Consider the following 18,524-nt stretch of genomic DNA (forward strand, 5'->3'; position numbering starts at 1 on the left):
CTCACCCCTTGGGCGCGTCGCGGTCGAGCAGCGAGAAGGCCGCCATCGCGAGCGTGGTGGCCGGCCCCGCGACCCGGCCCCGGGCGAGCTGCAGCACCGCCCCGGCGGCGAGCGCCACCGCCATCGCGGTGCGCAGATCGAGCGCGTTTCCGGTGCGGCGCTTCACGCCCATGTCGGCCTGCAGCAGGCCGAGCCGGACGACCTGACCCACCGGCGGCGGGCTGGGCGCGCGGCGCGTCCGGATCAGGCCCTGCGCCTCCATCTCCGCCAGCACCTCGGCCGCGTCGTGATGCGTCTCGACGATCAGGCTGCCGGTCGTCGGCCGGGCGAGCACGCGATCCACGCCCGCCACCGCCGCGAGGCTCTCTGCAAGGCCCACGAGCGCCTCGCGTTCCATTGGCGCGGCCGGCCGCAGCCGCGCGCGGCGGGCGAGCACATGCGCGCGATGGACGGGAACCGCGGCCGGCGCCTCAGACGCCTCGGACATCGTCCTCCGGCCCGGTCTGAGCATCGGCCGCTGCCTCGGCCTCGGCCGCCGCGCGTTCCGCCTCCATCTCCTCGCGCACCTCGGCGACGATGTCCTCCATGTGCTCGAAGGCCTCGGCGCCCGCCTTGCGGAACTCGTCGTAGGCCGTGGCCCCGGTCCGCATGCCGGCACGCACCAGCGGCCGCCCTGCCCGGCCCAGCGCCCCGGCGACGCCCGGGACCAGCATCACGGCGCCGACCGCCACGGCGGCCCCGAGTAGAAAGCTTCTGTTCATCGCGGCCTCTTACGAAAGCACCCAGCACGGATCGCTCAGAGATTAGCTTGACCCGACGGGCGCGGACAACCGCGTCGCGCGCGGCGGGGCCCTAAACCGGCGCCAGGGAACAGCGGGGGCGAGACCGGTCGGCAGGGCCACGGACTCCGGGGCCGCTTCACCCTTGCCGCTGCCCGGCCCGGCCGCGCCGGCGCCAGGGTCAGCCGAGCCGATAGTTCGGCGTCTCGCGCGTGATCTGCACGTCGTGCACGTGGCTCTCCTTGAGCCCGGCCCCGGTGATCCGCACGAAGCGGCAGCCGCCGCGCATCTCGGCGATGGAGGCGTTGCCGGTGTAGCCCATCGCCGCGCGCAGCCCGCCCACGAGCTGATGGATCACGGCGGTCGCCGGTCCCTTGTAGGGCACCTGCCCCTCGACACCCTCCGGCACCAGCTTGTCGGAGGCCGCATCCTTCTGGAAGTAGCGGTCGGCCGAGCCGCGCGCCATCGCGCCCAGCGAGCCCATGCCGCGATACGACTTGAACGAGCGGCCCTGGTAGAGAATCACCTCGCCCGGGCTTTCGTCGGTGCCCGCCAGCATCGACCCCACCATCGCGCAGGAGGCGCCCGCCGCGATCGCCTTGGCGAGATCGCCCGAGAACTTGATGCCGCCGTCGGCGATCACCGGCACGTCGCCGGCCGCGGCCGTGCAGTCGAGAATCGCCGTGAGCTGCGGCATGCCCACGCCCGCCACCACGCGCGTCGTGCAGATCGACCCGGGGCCGATCCCCACCTTCACCGCATCGGCGCCCACGTCGATCAGCGCGCGCGTGGCCTCCGCCGTGGCGACGTTGCCGGCCACCACCTGCACCTCGTTGGAGAGCCGCTTGACCCGCTCGACGGCCTCCATCACGGCCGCGGCGTGGCCATGTGCGGTGTCGATCACGATCAGGTCGCAGCCCGCGTCGATCAGCGCCTCCGAGCGCTCGAAGCCCGCGTCGCCCACCGTCGTCGCCGCCGCGCAGCGCAGCCGGCCGAGGTCGTCCTTGCAGGCCGTGGGGTTGAGCACCGCCTGCTCGGTGTCCTTGAGCGTGAGCAGCCCGGTGAGCCGGCCTTTCGCGTCGGTGACGAGCAGCTTCTCGATCCGCCGCGCCTTCATCAGGCTCTTGGCCTCTTCGCGATCCGCCGGCTCGGTCAGGATGGCGAGGTTTTCCGAGGTCATCATCACCCGGACCGGCGTGTCGTCCGAGGTGGCGAAGCGCATGTCGCGGTTGGTGACGATGCCGACGACATGCCCGCCATCGTCGACCACGGGAAAGCCGGTGACCCGGTAGCGTTCCTGCAGCGCCTTTGCGTCGGCGAGCGTCTGGTCGGGGCGCAGCGTGATCGGGTTGTAGACGATACCGCTCTCGAAGCGCTTCACGCGCCGGACCTCGCGCGCCTGCTCCTCGACCCCGAGGTTGCGGTGGATCACCCCCATGCCGCCGGCCTGGGCCATGGTGATCGCCATGTCGCTCTCGGTCACCGTGTCCATCGCGGAGCTCAGCAGCGGGATGTTGAGCGCGATGGATTTCGTCACATGGGTGCGGGTGTCGGCCGCGCTCGGCAGCACCTCGGAGGCGCCGGGAACCAGCAGCACGTCGTCGAAGGTCAGCGCCTCCCGAATCTCCATCGCATCGCTCCTGCGGATCATCGTTTGGCGCGTCCCTTTTGCATGTATGCCCGGGGATGGAAAGCCCGGATTCCGCGCGCCCACGGCACAAGCTGCGGCTTGCGCCGTTGATGTCCACGACCGATGGCAGAGAAAGCGCAAAGATCACGCGGCGAAGGCGCGCCGGACGCGCTGGGGGATCCGCCGCCGCCGGGCGTCGCCATCCGGCGTGTCGCGCTGCGCCTGGCGCTCGTGGCGGCGGTCGTCGCGGCGCTGCACTGGCTGCTGGGCTGGGTCGAGACCGAGGCGGCGAACGGGCGCCTCGAGCTGGCCGTCCCGCTCGTCACCGGCGCGATCCTGCTGCTCTACGCGCTTCTGCTCGCCGTGCCCTTCGTGCCCGGCGTCGAGATCGCCGTCTCCCTTCTGCTCCTGCGCGGGGCGGAGGTTGCGCCGGTCGTCTGGGCCGCGACGACCGGCGGCCTCGCCCTGGCGTTTCTCGCGGGGCGGCATGTTCCCCCGCAGTCGCTGGCGGAGACGCTGAACGACCTGCGCCTTCGGCGCGCGGCGCGGCTGATGCTGCGGGTGAGCGCGCTGTCGCCAGAGGAGCGGCTGGACCTGCTGCGCGACCGCCTGCCGGCGCGCGCCGGTCCGCTGCTGCTGCAGGCGCGCTACCTCGCGCTCGCCCTGCTCATCAACCTGCCGGGCAACGTCGTGCTGGGCGGCGGCGGGGGCCTCGCGCTCGTCGCAGGGCTGTCGGGGGTCTTCCGCACAGCGCCGACGCTCGCCACCATCGCGCTCGCCGCGCTGCCCATTCCGGCCGCGGCGTGGTTCTTCGGCACCGGCGCGCTGTCGGCCTGGGGGTGAAGATGCCGCAGGAATGCAGTTTTGCGACGCTCGCAGCCTGTTCGCCCTGGTGCGAGCGGGTATTGTCCGCCGCACAAGGCAAGGCAACAGGACCGACAGCATGAGCACCGATCCCCTCGTCGTCTTCACGCCCTCGGGCAAGCGCGGCCGCTTCCCCGCCGGAACGCCCGTGCTGACCGCGGCGCGCAGGCTGGGCGTCGATCTCGATTCGGTCTGCGGCGGGCGCGGGATCTGCTCCAAGTGTCAGGTGGCGCCCGCCTACGGCGCCTTTCCCAAGCACGGCGTGACGGTGGCCGAGGACGCCCTTTCGCCCTGGAACGCGGTGGAGGAACGCTACGACTCCAAGCGCGGCCTGAAGCCGGGCCGCCGGCTCGGCTGTCAGGCGCAGATCCTGCGCGACGTGGTGATCGACGTCCCCCCCGAAAGCCAGGTGCACCGGCAGGTAGTCCGCAAGTCCGCCGCGGTGCGCGCGATCGAGATGGACCCCGCGACGCGGCTGCATCTGGTCGAGGTGGCCGAGCCCGACATGCACGAGCCCTCGGGCGACTTCGAGCGGCTCGCGGCCGCGCTCGAGGCGCAATGGGGCATCGCGGGCGTCACCTGCGATCTGTCGCTGCTCGCCCGGCTCCAGCCCGCGCTGCGCAAGGGCGGCTGGCAGGTGACGGTGGCGGTGCACAGCCCGCACAGGGGCGCCGCGCCGCGCGTGCTCGAGATCTGGCCGGGGCTGCATGAGGGGGGCCTCTACGGCCTGGCCATCGACGTGGGCTCCACGACGATCGCGGCGCATCTGACCGATCTCGACACCGGCGAGGTGCGCGCCTCCTCGGGCATCATGAACCCGCAGATCCGCTTCGGCGAGGATCTGATGAGCCGCGTGAGCTACGCGATGATGAACCCGGGCGGCGAGGCGGAGATGACCGCAGCGGTGCGCGAGGCGATCGACACCCTGGCGACGGAGATCGCCGCGGAGGCCGCGATCGACCCTGGCCTGATCGTGGAGACGGTCTTCGTCTGCAACCCGGTGATGCATCACCTGCTGCTGGGCATCGACCCGGTGGAACTGGGACAGGCGCCCTTCGCGCTCGCCACGTCGGAGAGCCTGGAACTGGAGGCGCGCGACCTCGGGCTCGGCGCGATCAATCCGCGCGCGCGGGCCTATGTGCTGCCCTGCATCGCGGGGCATGTGGGCGCCGACGCCGCGGCTGTGGCCCTTTCCGAAGAACCCTGGAATTCCAGTGACCTCGCGCTCATCGTGGATGTGGGCACGAATGCCGAGATCCTGCTGGGCGACACCAGCCGCGTGCTCGCCTGCTCCTCGCCCACGGGCCCCGCCTTCGAGGGCGCGCAGATCAGCGCGGGCCAGCGCGCCGCGCCGGGCGCGATCGAGGCGGTGCGCATCGACCCGGAGACCAAGGAGCCGCGCTTCCGCGTCATCGGCTGCGCGCTATGGTCCGACGAGGAGGGCTTCGCCGAGGCCGTCGGTCCCGGCGGCGTCACCGGCATCTGCGGATCGGGCATCATCGAGGCGGTGGCCGAACTCCGCATGGCGGGCCTGATGGACGCCTCGGGCCTCATCGGCTCGGCCGAGCAGACCGGAAGCCCGCGCTGCGTGCCCGAGGGCCGCACTCACGCCTATCTACTCCACGACGCAACGGCGGAGGGCGGGCCCCGCATCACGGTCACGCAGGGCGACATCCGCGCCATCCAGCTCGCCAAATCCGCGCTCTACGCCGGCGCGCGGCTGCTGATGGACCAGCGCGGCGTGGACCGGGTGGACCGCGTGGTGCTGGCGGGCGCCTTCGGCGCGCATATCTCGCCGCTGCACGCGATGGTGCTGGGCATGATCCCCGACGTGCCGCTCGACAAGGTCACCAGCGCCGGCAACGCCGCGGGCACCGGCGCGCGCATCGCGCTTCTGAACCGCGGCGCGCGGGCCGAGATCGAACGGCGCGTGCGCGAGATCGTGAAGGTCGAGACGGCGATCGAGCCGCGCTTCCAGGAGCATTTCGTCGCCGCCAACGCGATCCCGCACGCCACGGCCGCCTTTCCCGAACTCGCGCGGGTCGCGCCCCTGCCCCGGGTCGCCTTCAACGCCGGCAGCGGAACGGAGGACGAGGGCGGCCGACGGCGCCGCCGCCGCCGCGCCTGAAGTCATCCTCCGGGACTGCGGACCAAGCCGCGCGCTGGCCCGGCGCCTCTTGACCGAGGCGGCCGGCGCGTCTAACCATCTTGGCCTGCGCGGGTATGGTGAAACGGTATCACGCGAGCTTCCCAAGCTCTAGTTACGGGTTCGATTCCCGTTACCCGCTCCAGCCAATCCCAAGCGCATACCTCGGTATTCAAAGCTTGTCTGTGACGCCTGGATGCGCGATCGTGGCTGCCGAACGCCATTCAGGGGGAACCGCGGCCGACCGCGGCGCAGAATGCCAAGCAGCCACAGCCCGCACGACTGGCTGATCCATGTGCTCGACGATCTCGCGCTCTACGCGACCGAGCATGACCTGCCGCGCATCGCCCATGGGCTCGAGCAGGCACGCCAGGCGCTGGATCTCTCCAGCCGCAATGGATCGCAGGCCGCGATCCGCACGGTGGAGCGCGCCTGGTTCGTCGATACGCTGCGCGACCTGATCGACTACGCCGCGCAGAACGGGCTGACGGAGACCGAGCGCCACCTGATCCAGAGCCTCGAGCGCGCCCCGCAGGAATGGGAAAACACCGACCGCGCCGCGGACGGGCAGCGCGCGTCAGCGGCCGGAAACGCGGCGCAGGACGGAGACGGCACTTACGGCTGAGCGCTCAGACCCACGCCCGCAACCGGGCGCGCAGGCGCGAAACCCCCGCCGCCACCTCCGGGTCCGGCGGCCCCTCGCGCGGCGCGTCGGCGAGGGTCGTCGTCCAGGTCTCCGGGATCCTGCGGCCAAGGCGGTGCGACCAGCTCAGCCCGCGCAGCACCGCCTCGGCCTCGGGCGGCAGACGCTCGGGCACCTCGTGCCCCGCGAGCGCAGCCCAGGCACTTGTCCAGGCCCGGCCCACCGACCACGGGTTGTAGCCGCCCCCGCCCAGCAGCACGAAGCCGGGCGCCATCGGCGCCAGCGCCCGCACCGCCGCGGCGTGGCAGCCGTTCGACCACGCCAGGCGCGACAGGGGATCCTCCGTCACAGCATCCGCCCCGCATTGCAGCACGATCGCCTGGGGCCGGTGCGCCGCGACGGCGGGCAGGATCAGCTCCTCGAGCACGCGGGCGAAATCGCCGTCGTGCGCCCCTCGCGGCAGCGGCAGATTGAGCGCGACGCCCCCCGCGTGATCCTGCAGCGCGCCGGTGAAGGGCCAGCGCCCCTCCTCGTGGGTGGAGATCAGCAGCATCCCCTCGACCCCGGCGAAGGCCGCCTCGACCCCGTCGGCGTGATGCGCGTCGATGTCGACGTAGGCCAGCCGGGTGAGCCCGAGCGCCCGCAGCCGCAGGAGCGCGAGCACCGGATCGTTGAGATAGCAGAATCCGGCGGCCCGGTCGCACATGCCGTGATGCGTGCCACCGCCCGGGTTGAACACGCGCCCGCCCGAGGCGGCGATCTCGGCGGCGAGCATCGAGCCGCCCGCGGCCGTCGCAGGACGGCGGAACATCTCCGGGAACACGGGATTGGACAGCGTGCCGAGGCCGTGACGGGCACGCTCTTCCTCGCTCACCCGCTGCGTGCGCTCGGCGCGCACGAGCGTCGCGAGATAGCCGGGATCGTGAAAGGCCGCCAGCGCCGCGGGCTTGGCCCGGGGACTGGGGCGGAAGCGGCCCTTCGGCAGCCAGCCCAGTGCGCGTGCGAGATCCGTCACCGTGGGCACCCGCGGCACGCGCAGGGGATGGCGCGGCCCGTAGCTCGACCCGCGATAGACCTCCGATCCGATGAACAGCGGCTCCGTCATGCGCTGCATCCTAGCGCGGGATGCGGCGGGGGCGAGATTGCGCCCGCCCGGCCCGCCCGGTAAGGGACGCGCACCCGATGACGGATCGCGCCCTGCTCTTCACCGCGCTCGCCGCGCTCGCCCTGACCGCCGCCGGCGCGGCGGGCGGATGGGTGGCGGGCCTCGCAGGGCTGCCTCTGCCCTGGCTCATCGGCAGCCTTGCCGCATCCGCGCTGATCGTCGGCCTGGGCGGCCACCGGCTGCCCGCCGGCTTCCGCTATCCCGAGCCGCTGCGGCTGAGCTTCATCGCGGTGATCGGCCTGATGATCGGCGCGCAGGTCACGCCGGACCTCGCGACGCGCCTGCCGGGGCTCGCGGTCAGCCTCGCGGCGCTCGCCGTCTTCACGCTCGCCGCCTTCGCGGCGAGCTACGCGGTCTTCCGGGGCCTGGGCGGCTACGACCGCGTGACCGCCTTCTACTGCGCCACGCCGGGCGGCCTCTACGAAAGCATCATGCTGGGCGAGGCGGCCGGCGCCGACATCCGACAGCTCACGCTGCAGCAGTTTCTTCGGATCATCCTCGTCGTCACCCTGCTGCCGCTCGGCATCACGCTGATCGAGGGGATGCCCGTGGGCAGCTCCGCCGGCGTGACGGGCGCGCCGCCGGGCGCAGAGGTGACGCCATGGGGCCTTGCCTCCACCCTCGCCGCGGGGGCGGTGGGGCTGATCGCGGCGCGGCGGCTGCGCCTGCCCGCGGGGCAGCTTCTCGGCCCCTTGCTGGCCGCCGCGGCGCTCAACCTCACGGGCTTCGGGCCGGTCGCGCTGCCGGCCGAACTGGTGATCGCGGCGCAGATCGTGGTCGGCGCGAGCCTCGGCGCGCGCTTTCTGGGCGTCACGGGCAGGATGCTCGGCCGCGCGGCCGGCCTGGGGCTCGTCTCGGTCGGCGTGATGCTGGCGATGGCAGGGGGCGCCGCCATGGCGCTCTCGGGCGTGACCGGCAAGCCGGTGGACGTTCTGCTCATCAGCTTCGCCCCCGGCGGCGTCACCGAGATGTCGCTCGTCGCGCTGAGCCTCGGGGCGAGCCCGGCGATCGTGACGCTGCACCACCTGTTCCGCATCGGGCTGACGGTGGTGATCATCAGCGTCGCATCGAAGTTGAAGATACCGCGCTAAGCTTCTGCCTTTTCTGCCAGAGTCAACCACTCGTCTTCGGCCTTGGCGAGCTTGTCCTGCCGCGCGGCCAGCGCTTCGGTCGCCTTGCGGAACTTCACCGGCTCGCGGCTGTAGAGCTCCGGATCCGCGAGAAGCGCCTCGAGTTTCGCGACCTCCGCCTCGAGGCGGGCGATTTCCTCCGGCAGCGCGTCAAGCCGGTGCCGTTCGGTGAAGGTCAGCTGCCCGGGCGCGCCGGTCTTTTCCGACGCGCCGGAAGCCCCCGGTTTCTCAGAATGTTTCACGCCTGTCCCGGCGGGTTTCCCACTCCCACGGCCAGAACTTGCCCGCTGCTTTCGCTCCGCAACGGAACTATCTGCATTATTTGATGAAAACGGCTCCGAGCCACGTTGCGCGACATAGTCGCTCCAGCCCCCGGCATAGACGGTCGCGCGGCCGTCGCCCTCCATCGCGACGGTGGTCGTGGCCACCCGGTCGAGGAAGTCCCGGTCGTGGCTGACCAGCAGCACGGTGCCCTCGTAGCCGTCGAGCAACTCCTGCAGCAGGTCCAGCGTCTCGATGTCGAGATCGTTCGTCGGCTCGTCGAGCACCAACAGGTTGCTCTCGCGCGCCATAAGTCGGGCGAGCAGCAAGCGCGCCCGTTCGCCCCCCGAGAGCGCGCGGACCGGCGCCCGCGCCTGCGCCTCGTCGAATAGGAAGTCCTTGAGATAGCCCACGACATGCCGCGGCGTGCCGCGGACCATGACCTGATCGGCCTGCCCGCTCACGCGCAGCTCGGGATCGCCCACCAGATTCTCCCACAGCGTGGCGTCCGGGTCGAGGCGCGCGCGCGCCTGGTCGAAGACGGCAGGCACCAGATTCGTGCCGTGGCGCACATGCCCCGAATCCGGCGCGATCTCGCCCGTCAGCATCTTGAGCAGCGTCGTCTTTCCCACGCCGTTCGGCCCCACGAAGGCCACGCGGTCGCCGCGCAGAACCCGCAGCGAGAACGGTCTGAGGATCAGCTTATCGTCATAGGCCTTTGAAATCCCTTCAGCCTCGATGACCAGCTTGCCCGACTTCGGGCCCGATTCCAGCGCCATCGCCGCCGTGCCCTCGCGCGCGATCATCGCCTTGCGCTCGGCGCGCAGCGCCTGCAGCGCGCGCACGCGTCCCTGGTTGCGCTTGCGCCGGGCGCTGATGCCCTCGACGGCCCAGCGGGCCTCGGCCTTGATCTTGCGATCCATCTTGTGGCGGGCCTGGTCCTCCTCTTCCCAGAGCTTGTCGCGCCAGGCCTCGAAGCGGTCGAAGCCGATCTCGGCGCGCCGCACCTCTCCGCGGTCGAGCCAGAGCACGCCGCGCGCAAGCGCCGTCAGGAAGGCGCGGTCGTGGCTGATCAGGATGACCGCGCCCTTCCACGACCGCAGCCGCGCCTCGAGCCAGCGAATCGCGGCGATGTCGAGGTGGTTGGTAGGCTCGTCGAGCAGCAGAAGCTCCGGCGCGCCCGCCAGCACCCGCGCGAGCGCCGCGCGCCGGCGCTCCCCGCCAGAGGCGGCCTCGACGCCGCGGTCGAGCGCCACGTCCAGCCCCTCGGCCGCCTGCTCCACTCGCCAGTGCTCTTCCGGCGGCAGGTCGCCCACGGCGTAATCGCGCAGCGTGGCCGCGCCCGACATGCGCGGCTCCTGTTCCAGATAGCCGGGCACGACCCCCTGCGGCAGCACCCGGCTGCCCGCGTCAGGCTCCACAAGTCCCGCCATGACCTTCATCAGCGTGGACTTGCCCGACCCGTTGCGCCCGACCAGGGCCAGCCGATCGCCCGGTTGCACGGTCAGATCCACGCCCCGGAAGAGCGGATTGCCCCCGAAGCCGAGCTCGATTCCGGAAAGCTGAAGAAGCGGCGGCGCCATGCGCGGCAGCTAAGCGGCCCGCGGCGCGGCGTCAACGCCGTTCGCTCGCATCTGCATGGAATAGCCGTGCGGCGCGCGGCGACCTAATGCGCCGCGGCGCGAAGCAGCCGCTTGCGCGCGGGCGGGATCGCGCCGACCTCGACGCCGGTGAAGACATGCAGGGTGTTCATCTGGTCGTCGACCACCGCGTGGTCGCTCACCCAGCCGCCCATCAGCAGATAGCTCTTCAGCAGCGGCGGCATGCGCGTCATGGCGAGCCGCGCGTCCGGTTTGCGCCTGAGCCGCGCGGCGAAGCGGAAGACCTTGGGCGCCTTCACGCGTGGCAGCCAGCGCCGGGGCGCGAGATGGCGTTCCTTGAGCATGGCGAAGGCGTCGAGATAGGCCTCTGCGTCGGTGCCCTTGAACGACGCGCATCCGAAAAGCAGCTTGACGCCGCTTTCGTCCACGTAGCGCGTCAGCGCGGCCCAGGCGACGCGCAGGACATCGGGATCGGTGACCTCGGGATGGATGCAGAAGCGGCCCATCTCGACGATCGGCCCCTCGAATTCGGCCAGGGGGGAGAGCTCGTAGTATTGAGCGGAATAGCTCTCGCCGATGCGCCCGCCGTCGGGCAGCGGCAGGATGCGGAAACAACATACCAGTCGTCCGCTTCCGACCTCCTCGACCAGAACATGGGAGCAGCGCGCGTCGAAGGCGTCAGAGTCCAGTCCTTCGGGGTCGGCGCCCGGCCGGTCTTCCCCGAAGGCAATATGGCGAAGCCGTTGTGCGGCGCGCACGTCCGCATCACTTTCGGCCACACGCGCGCGGTAGCGCCCTTTCTGCAAGCCGAGCATCGCTGCGTCCTTCCACGTGATCCGAAGCTTATGTGCCGCGCGCACGGCAGGCAAGCGGCCCGTCGCACCGGACCCGCGCACGCCGACCGCGCGGCCCGTTCAGTCGAGGAAGGTTTCGGGAGAGAACCCGCCAAGCCGGCTCAGCAGCTGGCGGATGAAGCCCACGTTGCCGCCCGAATCCGTGACACGGCGCTCCAGAGGCACCACGATACCGTCCTCCAGACCGTAACGCTCGACATTGCTGACCGTTCCCGAGGGCCCGAAGCTGATCGCCACGACCTCGCGCGCCACCTCTTCGGGTGCGCGCCAGGCGAATTGGCGCATCCGGCTGGACACGTAATAGTAGCTGCGCTCGTCGATCATGGCCTCGGTGGTCGGCGCGCCGATCGTCTCGCGCACGGTCTCGCGCGTATCCTGCCCCACCTCGATCTGCGCCAGATCCTCGGGCGGCGGGGTGTAGCCGTGATCGCGGTACTGGGCCGAGCAGGCCGTGAGCGCGATCGTCGCCACGACCAGCGCCAGCCCCCTCGCACCGCTCGTAATGGTCCCCATCGACAAACTTCGCCCCGGTTTTCAGCGCCGCCTCTCCCGCTTACATAGAGACGGCAGAACGATCAAGAAAGGAAGCTCGCCGCGCATGGCCGCCCCAAGCGACACCCCCCGCGACCGCCTCCGGCTCGCCGCCCTGCCGACCGGCGGTCCGACGCGCTTCGACCTCGCCCCTGACGCGGCGGCGCGCGCCGCGCTGGCCGAGCGTCTCGATCTCATCCGCCTGCCCAAGCTGCGCTTCACCGGCGCGCTGCATCCCGAGGGGGGCGGCGGCTGGCGACTCGAGGCGGAGCTGGGCGCGACGGTCGTCCAGCCCTGTGCGGTGACGCTCGAGCCGGTCACCACCCGGATCGACGCGTCGGTGTCGCGCCGGTATCTCGCCGAGCTCGAGGAGCCCGAGGCCGGCAGCGAGACCGAGATGCCCGAGGACGAGACGCTGGAGCCGCTGCCCGAGATCATCGACCTGGCCGAGGTGATGGCCGAGGCGCTGTCGCTCGAGCTGCCGGACTATCCGCGCGCCGACTCCGCCGCGTTCGAGGGCCGCCGCGCCGCGCCGCCGGGCGCCGCGCCGATGACGGACGAGGAGACCAAGCCCTTCGCAGGCCTTGCGTCCCTGCGCGACAAGCTGGCCGGAAAGGAGTGAGAGGGTTCCCGAAATCCTGCTTGCGCCGCGACGGAATCGCTGTATTTTCCGCGCCTCACCCGGATTTGGGCTTGCCCTTGCGGGGGCATCGCGCCTATGTGCCGCGAAACTCCGCATGACTGCGCCGCACAGCGGCCGGCCGCCCCCGCAACGAACCGAGGTCCGATCATGGCCGTTCAACAGAACAAAGTGTCGAAGTCGCGCCGCAACATGCGCCGGGCACACCACGCGCTCTCGGGCGCGAACCCGAACGAGTGCCCGAGCTGCGGCGAACTCAAGCGCCCGCATCACGTCTGCCCCTCCTGCGGTCATTACGCCGATCGCGAGGTCGTCGCGATGGCGGACGAGGTCGACCTGGACGAGGACGCCGCCTGAGGCAGTCACGGCACGGGCCCCGCGCATGACAGCCCCCGAGGATCGAAATGCCGGGCCCGGCCCTTCCGCAAGCAAGGGCACGGTCATCAGCGTCGATGCGATGGGGGGCGACCTCGGTCCGGCGGCGGTCGTCGCCGGGCTCGATCGGTCCGCGAAGAAGAACCCCGACATCCGCTTCATCCTGCATGGCCCGCAGGAAGAATTGTCGCGCCTGGTGGCCAAGCGCCGGCATCTCGGCGGCCGCGTCGAGATTCGCGAAGCCCCCGGTGTCGTGCGGATGGCCGACAAGCCCAGCCAGGTGATGCGGCAGGGTCAGGGCACCTCGATGTGGTCGGCGCTCGAATCCGTCCGCAACGGCGAGGCGACCGTCTGCGTGAGCTGCGGGAATACCGGCGCGCTCATGGCGCTCTCGATGGTGCGGCTGCGCAAGCTGCCCGGCGTCAGCCGCCCGGCGATCGCCGTGCTCTGGCCGTCGCGCAACCCGCAGGGCTTCAACGTGATGCTGGACGTGGGCGCCGACATCCGCGCCGATGCGCAGGACCTGCTGCAATATGCGCTGATGGGCGCCTCCTACGCGCGCAACGGGCTCGATCTCGTGCGCCCGCGGGTCGGGCTGCTGAACGTGGGCACGGAAGAGCACAAGGGCCGGGCCGAGCTTCACGCCGCGCATCAGCTGATCGAGGGTCACGCCGGCGACGCCAACTACGACTTCGTGGGCTACGTCGAGGGCGGCGACATTCCGGGCGACCGCGCCGACGTGATCGTGACCGACGGCTTCACCGGGAATATCGCGATCAAGACCGGCGAGGGCACCGCGAAGCTGATCGGCGACCTGCTGCGCGAAGCCTTCGCCTATACGCCGCTGTCGCGGCTCGCGTCGGTGCTGGCCTACACCTCGCTGCGCCGCCTGCAGAAGCGGATCGACCCGCGGCGCGTCAACGGCGGCGTCTTTCTGGGCCTCAACGGCACCGTGGTGAAATCGCACGGCGCGGCCGACGCGACCGGCGTCTCGGCAGCGGTGAAACTCGCCTTCCAGCTCGCGCAGTCGGGCTTCTCGGAGCGGCTGGCCCAGCGCATCGCCGGCGCGGGAGAGGCGATTCCCGTCGCGTCGGGCAGCCAGCAGAACGGAACACACGCATGACACGCCGTGCCATCGTCAGGGGGGTCGGGCACTACCTGCCCGACCGGGTCGTCGAGAACAGCCATTTCGAGTCCTTCCTCGACACCTCCGACGCCTGGATCCGCGCGCGGTCCGGAATCGAGCGGCGGCATTTCGCTGCCGAGGGCCAGACCACCTCTGGGATGGCCACGCAGGCGGCGCGCGCCGCGCTCGCGGCAGCGAACTGCGCCCCCGACGAGGTGGACGCGATCATCCTGGCCACCTCGACCGCCGATCTCACCTTTCCCTCCGCCGCGACGATGGTGCAGGCCGAGCTCGGCATGACGCGCGGCTTCGCCTTCGACATCCAGGCGGTCTGCGCGGGCTTCGTCTTCGCGCTCGCCAACGCCTCGGCGCTGATCGCCTGCGGGCAGGCCGAACGAATCCTCGTGATCGGCTCGGAGACCTTCTCGCGCCTGATGGACTGGTCGGACCGGTCGACCTGCGTGCTCTTCGGCGACGGCGCCGGCGCGCTTCTTCTGGAGGCGGGCGAGGGTCAGGGCACCGCCGAGGATCGCGGCATCCTGTCCACCGATCTGCACTCCGACGGGCGCTACAAGGACATCCTCTATGTCGACGGCGGCGTCTCGACCGAGCGGCTGGGCCATCTGCGCATGGAGGGCAAGGAGGTCTTCCGCCACGCCATCGAGAAGCTGGCGGCCACCGCCCACGCCGCGATGGACAAGGCCGGCGTGACCAGCGCGGACGTGGACTGGATCGTGCCGCATCAGGCCAATATCCGCATCATCCAGGGCACCGCCAAGAAGATGCAGATGCCGATGGACAACGTGGTCGTCACCGTCCAGGACCACGGCAACACCTCCGCCGCCTCCATTCCGCTGGCGCTTTCGGTCGGCGCGTCCCGCGGCCAGATCAAGCCGGGCGACCTGCTGGTCACCGAGGCGATCGGCGGCGGGCTCGCGTGGGGATCGGTCGTCCTGCGGTGGTAGACCGCCGCAGGCGTCGGCCCGCCGAGGCAACCCCTTGTCGTTGACAGCGATTTTGCGCTGCTTCTAATCTGCCCCTCATACCGACAGGGGGGACAGCATGGGAAAGACGCTGACGCGCATGGATCTCAGCGAGGCGGTGTTCCGCGAGGTCGGGCTCTCGCGCAACGAATCCGCGGAACTCGTCGAGAGCGTTCTGGCACATATCTCCGACGCGCTCGTGCGCGGGGAGCAGGTCAAGATTTCGTCCTTCGGCACCTTCAGCGTCCGCCAGAAGGCCGCGCGCGTCGGGCGCAATCCCAAGACCGGAGAGGAAGTGCCGATAGAGCCGCGCCGCGTGCTGACGTTCCGCCCCTCCCACCTGATGAAGGACCGGGTGGCGGCGGGCAACCGGCGCTGAGGAGGCGCGCAGCCAGATGCCCGAGAAATCGCCGGACGCCTTCCGCACGATCAGCGAGGTCGCCGAGTGGCTCGACACCCCGGCGCATGTCCTGCGGTTCTGGGAGAGCAAGTTCACCCAGGTGAAGCCGGTCAAGCGCGCGGGCGGGCGGCGCTACTACCGGCCCTCCGACATGCAACTGATCGGCGGCATCAAGCGGCTGCTGCACGACGAGGGCATGACCATCAAGGGCGTGCAGAAACTCCTGCGCGAAAAGGGCGTGCGCCATGTCGCCGGCTATTCGCCGCCGCTCGAGGGCGAGGGGGATGTGATCGAGGCTGCGCCGCCTGCATCGGGCACCGTGGTGCCCTTCGAACCGGCCCAGGCGGAGGCGCCCGAGCCAGCGGAGACGGAGGCCGCAGGTCCGCCCGCCGCCGCAGCCGCGCCTGAAGGCGACGGCACGGGCGATCAGGAGACGGAAGCGCCGCCTTTTGCCGCACGGGACGGATCGGTGGACGCCGAGGTCACGCCGGCCGAGGCGGACACGCAGGTCGAGGCGGCCGATGCGGCACCGACGACGGAGGAGCCCGCCACGGCACATGCCACCGCAGAACCGGCCGACGCCGACCAAGGCCAGCTGCCCGAAGCGCCTACCGCCGAGGAAGAGGAGCCGGCCGCCGCCCCCGCCGCATCGGAGAGCGCCGAGCCGGCGCAGCAGGCCGAGCACTTTCCCGCCGCGGCCGCGCAACCGGAGCCCGGCGACGGCCCTGCGCCCGGCCCGATTCTCGCGCCCGCCGGCGACCTGCCCTCCTTCCTGCGGCGCGGGACGCGCAGCGAGCGCCCGACAACCGGCGCGTCGCAGCCGCGGCCGCGGGATCCCATGCGGGTGGATCTGCCGCCCGACCCGGATGACGATGCGCTCGAGGCGCCTCCGGGCCCGCTGTCCCAGATCGCCCGGTTGCGCGCCCTTCGGCCCGACGCCGCGCGCGCCATGCAGCCCCATCTCGCCGCGCTGGCGGCGCTCCAGGACCGCCGGAAAGCCGGGACCGCCCGAAGCTGACCCGCCCGGCGCGGAACGCGCGCTGCGACGATCCCTGGCCGCCCCGCCCGGGAACGGTGGCTTGGGCGCCGCCGGATTCCCCTCTTGCCCTCGACGCCAGAACGTTTAGAAAGGCGCCCTGATCGGGCTATGGCGCAGTCTGGTAGCGCGTCCGTCTGGGGGACGGAAGGTCGCAGGTTCAAGTCCTGCTAGCCCGACCAGCCACCGCCCCGCCTCCCCTCTGGCCCTGCCCGGGAAACTGCGCGAATATGCGCCCCCAGCGACCGCTGCGGAGCCGAAACGCCATGCCAGACACCACGCGCCCCCACCCGCACAGGGATCTCTCGACGTGACCGGCGTGCTGCCGTGCCAGACCATCGAGTCGCTGATCGCCCGCGGCGCAGCGACCGCCACCACGCCGATCGCGCCCGATCAGGTCCAGCCCGCCAGCCTCGACCTGCGGCTCGGCCGGCGCGCCTGGCGCGTGCGCGCCTCCTTCCTGGCCGGCGCGGAACACAGCGTCGCCCGGCGCCTCGAGGATCTCGCCATGCACGAGATCGACCTCGGCCCGGGCGCGGTGCTGGAGAAGGGCTGCGTCTATCTGGCCGAGATCGAGGAGCGGCTGGACCTGCCCGGCGAGATCTCGGGCGTGGCCAACGCCAAGAGCTCGACCGGCCGGCTCGACCTGCTCACGCGGGCGGTCACGGACGGCGGGACCGAATTCGACCGCATCGCGGCGGGTTATCGCGGACCGCTCTACGCCGAGATCTGCCCGCGCTCCTTCTCCGTGCTCGTCCGGCCCGGCCAGCGCCTCAACCAGATCCGCTTCCGCCGCGGGCAGGCCGTGCTGACCGATGCCGAGCTCGCGGCCCTGCACGACAGCGCGCGCCTCGTGGCCGGCGGCCCGGCGGTGATCGACGGGGGTCTCGGCTTCTCCGTCGATCTGCGGCGCGGCGCGGGCGAACGCGTCGGCTGGCGCGCCAAGCCGCATACCGGGCTCATCGACCTCGACCGCCTCGATCACTACGATCCGGCAGAGTTCTGGGAGCCGCTCGCGGCGCGCGACGGACGGCTGATCCTCGACCCCGGCGCCTTCTACATCCTCGTGAGCCGCGAGGCGGTGCACATCCCGCCGGACTTCGCCGCCGAGATGGCGCCCTATCTCGCGATGGTGGGCGAGTTCCGCGTGCATTACGCGGGCTTCTTCGATCCCGGTTTCGGCCACGCGGGCGCGGGCGGCACGGGCGCGCGCGGCGTGCTCGAGGTGCGCTGTCACGAGGCGCCCTTCGTGCTCGAACACGGCCAGACCGTGGGCCGGCTCGTCTACGAGCGCATGGCCGAGCGGCCCGAGCGGCTCTACGGCGCGGGGATCGCGTCGAACTACCAGGGCCAGGGGCTGAAACTGTCCAAGCACTTCCGCGCGGCCTGAGCCGCCAGGGCTCAGAACCGGCCGATCCGCCGCGCCAGCCGCATCGCCTGTTTCGTCGTGCGCGCGTGCTTGCGCGCGCCGCCCGGCGACGCACGCCGCCCCTTTCCGCCTGCGCCGTCGGCCTCCCCGTCGTTCTGCCCGCCACCGCGCGTCATCCTGTCGATACCGGCGTTCACGCCCCGGCCGATCAGCCGGCGCATGACCTGCCGCAGCATCATGTCGAAGATCCGGTTCGCGTTCATGCTCCGCTCCGTTGCCTCTGCGCCTCGCGCCCTGCCTGGCACGAGAAGATGGTCATTTCTTGGCGTCAGTCCCCGAAAAGATCCGTCTGATCCTCGCCCCCGGCCTCCTCTTCGCCCTCCTCGGCCGCCGCATCGCCCGGCCCCGCCGGCGCCCCCGCGCCGGGCGCGCTGTCGAGAAGCCCCGCCGCGCGCAGCTCCGCGAGCCCCGGCAGATCGCGCGCGCTCTCGAGCCCGAAGTGGTCGAGGAAGGCCTCTGTCACGACGAAGGTCACCGGCCGCCCCGGCGTCATCTTGCGCCGGCCGAAGCGGATCCAGTCGAGCTCGAGCAGCTGATCGACTGTGCCCCGGCTGACCGAGACGCCGCGGATCTCCTCGATCTCGGCGCGGGTCACCGGCTGGTGATAGGCGACGATCGCCAGCGTCTCCAGGGCCGCGCGCGAGAGCTTCCGCGTCTCCTCCACCTCGGACTGCATGAGAAAGCCCAGATCCGGCGCGGTGCGGATCGCCCAGGCGTCGCCCACCCGCACCACGCGCACGCCGCGGCCCTCGTAGCGGCGGCGCAAGTGCTGCACCGCCTCCGCCGCGTCCGAGCCATGCGGCATCCGCTCGGCCATGGCCCGGGTCGTGAGCGGCTCGGCCGAGGCGAAGAGCATCGCCTCCACCATGCGCTCCTGTTCGGCCATCGGCGGCGCCTCGAAAAGGCTCTCGCGGGCAGAACCCTCCGCCGG

20 protein-coding genes and 2 tRNA genes are annotated in these 18,524 nt (G+C 71.6%); 13 read left to right on the forward strand and 9 right to left on the reverse strand.

Annotation, left to right across the window (positions count from 1 at the left end):
* Position 1: 1 nt before the first annotated feature.
* From DRV85_RS13690 to guaB, 3 genes are all read right to left on the reverse strand, one after another.
* Positions 2-487 carry a hypothetical protein gene (locus DRV85_RS13690; protein WP_113290037.1) on the reverse strand — a complete coding sequence of 162 codons (486 nt, stop codon included), beginning with the start codon at positions 485-487 and terminating at the stop codon, positions 2-4.
* Entirely contained in the window at positions 471-761 is a 291-nt protein-coding gene (locus DRV85_RS13695; protein ID WP_113290038.1) for a DUF5132 domain-containing protein, read from the reverse strand. The genes DRV85_RS13690 and DRV85_RS13695 overlap by 17 nt, the downstream gene beginning before the upstream one ends.
* Before the next feature lie 199 nt (positions 762-960).
* The gene (gene guaB, locus DRV85_RS13700) at positions 961-2,409 is read right to left on the reverse strand and encodes an IMP dehydrogenase (RefSeq protein WP_113290101.1); all 1,449 of its coding nucleotides are present in this window, start codon (positions 2,407-2,409) and stop codon (positions 961-963) included.
* A gap of 123 nt (positions 2,410-2,532) precedes the next feature.
* On the opposite strand from guaB, the gene DRV85_RS13705 reads away from it, so the two are divergent.
* From DRV85_RS13705 to DRV85_RS13720, 4 genes are all read left to right on the forward strand, one after another.
* Entirely contained in the window at positions 2,533-3,252 is a 720-nt protein-coding gene (locus tag DRV85_RS13705) for a hypothetical protein (RefSeq protein WP_113290039.1), read from the forward strand.
* 100 nt (positions 3,253-3,352) lie between these two features.
* Positions 3,353-5,401, forward strand: coding sequence for an ASKHA domain-containing protein (locus DRV85_RS13710; protein ID WP_113290040.1), 2,049 nt, complete (start codon positions 3,353-3,355; stop codon positions 5,399-5,401).
* A gap of 89 nt (positions 5,402-5,490) precedes the next feature.
* Positions 5,491-5,564 (forward strand) — tRNA-Gly (locus tag DRV85_RS13715).
* 111 nt (positions 5,565-5,675) lie between these two features.
* Positions 5,676-6,044 (forward strand): hypothetical protein, encoded by a 369-nt coding sequence (locus DRV85_RS13720; RefSeq protein WP_113290041.1) that lies wholly within the window; start codon positions 5,676-5,678, stop codon positions 6,042-6,044.
* A 4-nt stretch (positions 6,045-6,048) separates the two neighbouring features.
* Here DRV85_RS13720 and DRV85_RS13725 read toward each other — a convergent pair whose 3' ends face one another.
* Complete coding sequence (locus DRV85_RS13725) at positions 6,049-7,167, reverse strand: arginase family protein (protein WP_113290102.1); 1,119 nt, start codon at positions 7,165-7,167, stop codon at positions 6,049-6,051.
* 77 nt (positions 7,168-7,244) lie between these two features.
* Between DRV85_RS13725 and DRV85_RS13730 the strand changes: the two genes are divergently transcribed.
* Entirely contained in the window at positions 7,245-8,318 is a 1,074-nt protein-coding gene (locus tag DRV85_RS13730) for an AbrB family transcriptional regulator (protein ID WP_113290042.1), read from the forward strand.
* Here the strand turns inward: DRV85_RS13730 and DRV85_RS13735 are convergent.
* The 3 genes from DRV85_RS13735 to DRV85_RS13745 form a co-directional block, all read right to left on the reverse strand.
* The gene (locus tag DRV85_RS13735; protein ID WP_113290043.1) at positions 8,315-10,201 is read right to left on the reverse strand and encodes an ABC-F family ATP-binding cassette domain-containing protein; all 1,887 of its coding nucleotides are present in this window, start codon (positions 10,199-10,201) and stop codon (positions 8,315-8,317) included. The genes DRV85_RS13730 and DRV85_RS13735 overlap by 4 nt on opposite strands.
* An 83-nt stretch (positions 10,202-10,284) precedes the next feature.
* A complete protein-coding gene (locus DRV85_RS13740) occupies positions 10,285-11,034 on the reverse strand; it encodes a GNAT family N-acetyltransferase (protein WP_113290044.1) in 750 nt (249 codons plus the stop codon).
* A 99-nt stretch (positions 11,035-11,133) separates the two neighbouring features.
* Positions 11,134-11,586 carry an outer membrane protein assembly factor BamE gene (locus DRV85_RS13745; protein WP_113290045.1) on the reverse strand — a complete coding sequence of 151 codons (453 nt, stop codon included), beginning with the start codon at positions 11,584-11,586 and terminating at the stop codon, positions 11,134-11,136.
* A gap of 85 nt (positions 11,587-11,671) precedes the next feature.
* Here DRV85_RS13745 and DRV85_RS13750 point away from each other — a divergent pair, with 85 nt between their 5' ends.
* The 8 genes from DRV85_RS13750 (at position 11,672) to DRV85_RS13785 (ending at position 17,554) form a co-directional block, all read left to right on the forward strand.
* Positions 11,672-12,226 (forward strand): YceD family protein, encoded by a 555-nt coding sequence (locus tag DRV85_RS13750; RefSeq protein ID WP_113290046.1) that lies wholly within the window; start codon positions 11,672-11,674, stop codon positions 12,224-12,226.
* Between the two features lie 168 nt (positions 12,227-12,394).
* A complete protein-coding gene (gene rpmF, locus DRV85_RS13755) occupies positions 12,395-12,601 on the forward strand; it encodes a 50S ribosomal protein L32 (RefSeq protein ID WP_113290047.1) in 207 nt (68 codons plus the stop codon).
* A gap of 25 nt (positions 12,602-12,626) precedes the next feature.
* On the forward strand, positions 12,627-13,742 hold the full coding sequence (plsX, locus tag DRV85_RS13760; RefSeq protein ID WP_113290048.1) for a phosphate acyltransferase PlsX: 1,116 nt from the start codon (positions 12,627-12,629) through the stop codon (positions 13,740-13,742).
* Entirely contained in the window at positions 13,739-14,710 is a 972-nt protein-coding gene (locus tag DRV85_RS13765; RefSeq protein ID WP_113290049.1) for a beta-ketoacyl-ACP synthase III, read from the forward strand. Before plsX ends, DRV85_RS13765 begins: the two co-directional genes overlap by 4 nt.
* Positions 14,711-14,807: 97 nt before the next feature.
* Positions 14,808-15,107, forward strand: a complete 300-nt coding sequence (gene ihfA / locus DRV85_RS13770; RefSeq protein ID WP_113290050.1) for an integration host factor subunit alpha — start codon at positions 14,808-14,810, stop codon at positions 15,105-15,107.
* Between the two features lie 16 nt (positions 15,108-15,123).
* Positions 15,124-16,146: a MerR family transcriptional regulator gene (locus DRV85_RS19545; RefSeq protein ID WP_233495519.1), complete on the forward strand. Its 1,023-nt coding sequence runs from the start codon at positions 15,124-15,126 to the stop codon at positions 16,144-16,146.
* Between the two features lie 123 nt (positions 16,147-16,269).
* Positions 16,270-16,346 (forward strand) — tRNA-Pro (locus DRV85_RS13780).
* Positions 16,347-16,474: 128 nt separating this feature from the next.
* Positions 16,475-17,554: a 2'-deoxycytidine 5'-triphosphate deaminase gene (locus DRV85_RS13785; RefSeq protein ID WP_113290051.1), complete on the forward strand. Its 1,080-nt coding sequence runs from the start codon at positions 16,475-16,477 to the stop codon at positions 17,552-17,554.
* Positions 17,555-17,565: 11 nt separating this feature from the next.
* Here the strand turns inward: DRV85_RS13785 and DRV85_RS13790 are convergent, their stop codons facing one another.
* Both DRV85_RS13790 and scpB read right to left on the reverse strand, forming a co-directional pair.
* On the reverse strand, positions 17,566-17,796 hold the full coding sequence (locus DRV85_RS13790; protein ID WP_113290052.1) for a hypothetical protein: 231 nt from the start codon (positions 17,794-17,796) through the stop codon (positions 17,566-17,568).
* 65 nt (positions 17,797-17,861) lie between these two features.
* Positions 17,862-18,479, reverse strand: a complete 618-nt coding sequence (scpB, locus tag DRV85_RS13795; RefSeq protein ID WP_113290053.1) for an SMC-Scp complex subunit ScpB — start codon at positions 18,477-18,479, stop codon at positions 17,862-17,864.
* Positions 18,480-18,524: the final 45 nt, after the last annotated feature.

Origin of the sequence: Rhodosalinus halophilus, from assembly GCF_003298775.1 — a bacterium.
GTDB lineage: Bacteria > Pseudomonadota > Alphaproteobacteria > Rhodobacterales > Rhodobacteraceae > Rhodosalinus > Rhodosalinus halophilus.